Genomic DNA, 4,683 nt, shown 5'->3' with positions numbered 1-4,683 from the left:
GCCACACAACGCACCTTCGCCGACTTCTAAGCGACAACGCTCCAAGCAACAAAACCAAAGCCCACAAAAGTGGGCTTTACTTGTTGTTTAGGCTGGCAGGAAACGACAAAGTCTTTTAGTATCAATGAATATTTAAACGCGCATGCGCACTATTAAAATGTTATACACTATGAATATTGACCCGTGGAATTACACTAAAGAAGAATTAAGAAACTGGGCTTATTCGGTTACCGACTCAATTCCCGATCAAGATTGGAATCTTTCCGTTGCAAATTCAGGATATGAAGATCTTGTTTTAGAGTTAGCTAGCGATCCTGATTGCCCAAATCAAAAGGTAATGCTTGGCTGTTTATATATGATTACTGGAGATATGATTTTCGACCGTAATGACGATGAGCGAAATACCGAGATAGAAGGCTTACTTAGCCAAGCGGAAAATATGGAGAATATCGAAGTTCGTAAGTGGGCGAGCGAATCAAGGAATCTTATTCGCAATCCAGACACCTTTAACTATGACTATTGGTGTAATCGTGTATAACAAGCATAGCTTAACAGGCCACCCACCTTTAAAACCCAGTCATATCAAGGGTTTTGGTGGTCGCTCTGCTATTTCCCCGCCGTCCCCAACCTCGAACTCGTCCGCCTCATCAAAGCCGTCCAACGACAACAACCAATCGCCCAACTAGTTCTTTAATTCAGGCAAGCCGACAGGGTCAACGAAAGCATCGACCAACTCAAAAAAGCCACACAACGCACCTTCGCCGACTTCTAAGCGACAAACAACTAAAGCCTGCTTAGGTGGGCTTTAGTTGTTGTTTTTATTGAGGTAAAAAGATAAGTTGAGACTAACAGCTTAAGTAAGCTGAATTTTTATCGTTAATTTCTAATTAAGATTTTGTGAATTTATTATCACGGAGGAAAGTATGAGAAACGCTTTTTTATTGGCTGCAATTGGGGCAGCTATGATCTCAGGGTGTTCGACGACGAAGCAACAAACGAATGCTAAGGTTGAAAAGACTGAGAATATGACGAGCGAGCAGTTAATTGGGGAATGGGGGTGTTTGACTACTTATCCAGCTCAGGATCTTAGGTCTTTTGACCGCATGCATATTAAGCGCGATGGTGTTTTTACCAATTTATCAGATATTTATTATCCAATCATGAACGATCCTGAGCATACACTTTTCTCTTATAGCCGTTATTTAACGGGTTCTTGGGTGCTTGATGATAACAAAATAACTTATCTCTTTTTGACACAAGGAGAAATATTGCATAAGGAATTTAAGAACTCGCCATTATGGGAAAAGGTTAAAGAGGAAAAACAAGAAGAAAGTGTAAGGTTGACCGACAAGAGGCTTTATAAAATATTGTCTAAACCGAATGCTCAAGACGAGTCAATTACACTCTCTATTAAGGCGTCTACTTCAAATATGTTTACATATGAGCAGATATTAGGTGACAAAACATATGATGGTCATTGTAGTCGAATTTAAGAGTTAATGATTCAAGGGGGCAAAGTCGTCGAGCCTAAGCTTAACAGGACAACCACCTCTCAAACCCAGTCATACCAAGGTTTTTGGTGGTTGCTCTGCTATCTCCTCGCCGCCCCCAACCTCGAACTCGTCCGCCTCACCAAAGCCGCCCAACGACAACAACCAATCGCCCAACTCAGCTCTTTAATTCAGGCAAGCCGACTGGGCCAATGACAGCATCGACAAACTCAAAAAAGCCACACAACGCAATTTCGCCGACTTCTAAGCGTCAACGCTTCAAGCAGTAAAAACAAAGCCCACCGACGTGGGCTTTAGTTGTTGTTTGGGCTGGTAGGAAACGATAAAGTCTTTTAGTATCAATGAACCTTTAAACGCGCATGCACGCTAATAACATTTTAGTATTATAAGAAAAAATCATGGATACGAATAAACTCATAGAAACTCTTAAAGACGTTAGGCTTGATGAACTTAAGATTGAGCCTGAAAAAATTAAAGCCTATGAGATAATGAGTATAACGGATATAGAGGTATTGAAAGCGCTATGTAGGTATATAGAGTCATTCAAGAAGTTATCGCTCCCCGAAGTTTGGCCAGCAGGTGAAGGTAGGCAAAGCATATTGGGGCTTATGGATTATTTAAATAAATATTTGAGTGACCTTAACGTTCATAAATGCTATTGCGTTGGGTTTAAGTATTTAGAAGCTGACATCTTTAATCAAAGTGATGATGGCTTCGTTGATATATTAGAGTCCTCAGAGGTAATTGGCGAGTCAGTTAAGTATGAATGTAAGTGCAACGGTTGCTCCAAAATACTTGAAGTCACTCATAGCTTAGATAGCACGGGTGGGGATAGTTATGTTTGGCGTCAAAAAAGTGATTAACAAAAGCTTAACAGGACAACCACCTTTAAAACCTAGTCATATCAAGGGTTTTGGTGGTTGCTCTGTTCATTTGGAGTTTGGGGTCAGAGTAAAATTAAAGTAGAACAACCACCTCTCAAACCCAGTAATAACAAGGGTTTTGGTGGTTGCTCTGCTATTTTCCCGTCGTCCCCAACCTCGAACTCGTCCGCATGATCAAAGCCGTCCAACGACAACAACAAATCGCCCAACTAGCTCTTTAATTCAGGCAAGCAGACAGAGTCAACGACAGCATCGACAACCTCAAAAAAGCCACACAGCTTATCTTTAATTATGCTATGGGTTTTAAACGTGCAGTGAAGTGGCGTAACACTGTTGGTTCATATTCAAAGCTTAAGCCTTTTATTTTAGACGCTCGATCGCAAATGGCGATTAAACTATCGGCGATATAGTCCATATGGTCGTTAGTATATACACGACGCGGGATTGTTAAACGCAGTAGCTCAAAAGGTGATCGTTTTTGAGTGCCGGTGGCCGGATCACGTCCTAGCAACAAAGAGCCAATTTCAACACCACGTACGCCACTTTCTAAGTAAAGTTCGTTAGTTAATGCGTGTGCTGGGAATTGCTCTGGTGGAATGTGTGGTAGAAGAATGCTTGCGTCTACAAAAACGGCATGGCCACCGGTAGGGTACTGAATGGGTATGCCGGCCTCGCGTAAACGCTCACCTAAATATTCTACTTGGCCGATACGGTATTTTAAGAAATCTTCATCGGCACATTCCCAAAGTCCCACATTTAAAGCTTCCATATCACGGCCGTTTAAACCACCGTAGGTGACAAAGCCTTCCATTGGTACACAAAGTACTTGAGCGGCTTTAAAGAGTTCTTCATCTTCACGAAAACAGCATAGACCGCCCATATTGACCATGGGATCTTTTTTGGCGGACATCGTAAACATATCAGCGCAAGCAAACATTTCACGGATAATATCGCCAATGGCGATGTCCGCATAACCTTCTTCTCGTTGCTTAATAAACCAGGCATTTTCTGCGAAACGTGCGGCATCGATAATGACAGGGATGCCATTGTCTGTTGCAAGTTTTGCCGCTGCTTTAATATTTGCCATCGCAACGGGTTGCCCACCAGCAGAGTTACAGGTGATGGTGATTATCACACCTGCCACATTTTCTGCGCCGTTTTCTTGAATGTTTGCAGCCAGCATGTCTAAATCAAAGTTACCTTTGAAGTCGTACCAGGTTGCGGTGTCTGTCGCTTCTGGTGTCAGTGTATTAATGGCTTTTGCACCGCTTATTTCAACATGTGCAGTGGTGGTATCAAAGTGATAATTGGAAATAAAAACAGGTTTGAAGTCACTATTGGGAGAAGAGGTTTTATGCTTTTTCTTTAATCGTTCAACTAAGGTAGGAAAAAGAATTTGTTCTGCCCCGCGGCCTTGGTGTACGGGAATAACGTGCTGATACCGAAATAGAGTACGAACAGATTCTTGCAATTTAATGAAACTACGGCTGCCCGCATAGGCTTCATCACCAATCATTAACCCAGCCCATTGGTTAGCGCTCATCGCGCCAGTACCTGAGTCGGTTAATAGGTCAATGTAAACGTCTTCGCTTTTAAGTGAAAATGGGTTAAAACCAGCTTCTTCTAGAGCGGTTTTACGATCTTCGAAGGTCGTCATTTTAATGGGTTCAACCATTTTAATGCGAAAGGGTTCGGGTATACGTCTCATGAGTTTATCCTTTGATCTCAGAAATAACCGATACATTTAGTAATAAGAAAGTCAGTTGTCTATAGGCTTCGAGCTCACACACACAGTCCATTAGTGTCGTTCAAAGATGAATAACCAATATAAACAACTGATGCTAAAAGAACAAGATTCAAGGGTTAGAGTCGTTGATTTTCGCCGATTTCTAAGCGGTAACGCTTCAAGCAACAAAACCAAAGCCCACCCAATCAGGTGGGTTTTGTATTTTGAAAATTACTATGTAGTGGGGAGGCGGTTTAATGTTCTGCTAACGTGCTCGTTTGATGCATCACGAAGGAACATAATGTCTGGTTTTGGGTCGTCAGAAGTGAACGGTGGTTAAGCTATTTTTTGACCAAAGAGGCCCATTTTATGGCTGGTTTAAAAAGGAAAGTGCTAAAAAAATGCTAAAAGTTTTTTTGGAAGGTTTAATTTATTGAAATTTAATAGTTTTTTATACCATTCGCCCGATCCATCATGGGTGCGACAGAGAAGCGTCTATCGACTGTATCCTTTGATTTTAATGGGATTGAGCTCTTTTCTAGAGGCATTTTATTAAGTATCA

General features: G+C 41.6%; 4 protein-coding genes. 3 read left to right on the top strand and 1 reads right to left on the bottom strand.

Annotated features, from left to right (window positions below):
• The first annotated feature begins 169 nt into the window (after positions 1-169).
• The 3 genes from I8J31_RS20580 to I8J31_RS20570 all read left to right on the top strand — a co-directional run bounded on the left by I8J31_RS20580 (position 170) and on the right by I8J31_RS20570 (position 2,374).
• Positions 170-538, top strand: a complete 369-nt coding sequence (locus I8J31_RS20580; protein WP_199470461.1) for a hypothetical protein — start codon at positions 170-172, stop codon at positions 536-538.
• Positions 539-923: 385 nt separating this feature from the next.
• On the top strand, positions 924-1,493 hold the full coding sequence (locus I8J31_RS20575) for a hypothetical protein (RefSeq protein ID WP_199470460.1): 570 nt from the start codon (positions 924-926) through the stop codon (positions 1,491-1,493).
• 416 nt (positions 1,494-1,909) lie between these two features.
• Complete coding sequence (locus I8J31_RS20570; protein ID WP_199470459.1) at positions 1,910-2,374, top strand: hypothetical protein; 465 nt, start codon at positions 1,910-1,912, stop codon at positions 2,372-2,374.
• Between the two features lie 310 nt (positions 2,375-2,684).
• Here I8J31_RS20570 and I8J31_RS20565 read toward each other — a convergent pair whose 3' ends face one another.
• Positions 2,685-4,103 carry a tryptophanase gene (locus I8J31_RS20565; protein WP_199470458.1) on the bottom strand — a complete coding sequence of 473 codons (1,419 nt, stop codon included), beginning with the start codon at positions 4,101-4,103 and terminating at the stop codon, positions 2,685-2,687.
• Positions 4,104-4,683: the final 580 nt, after the last annotated feature.

It is taken from the genome of Marinomonas transparens (genome assembly GCF_016463975.1).
Lineage (GTDB): Bacteria > Pseudomonadota > Gammaproteobacteria > Pseudomonadales > Marinomonadaceae > Marinomonas > Marinomonas transparens.
Note: the sequence above shows the minus strand (reverse complement) of the source record. Positions and strands in the feature narration are given on the sequence as shown.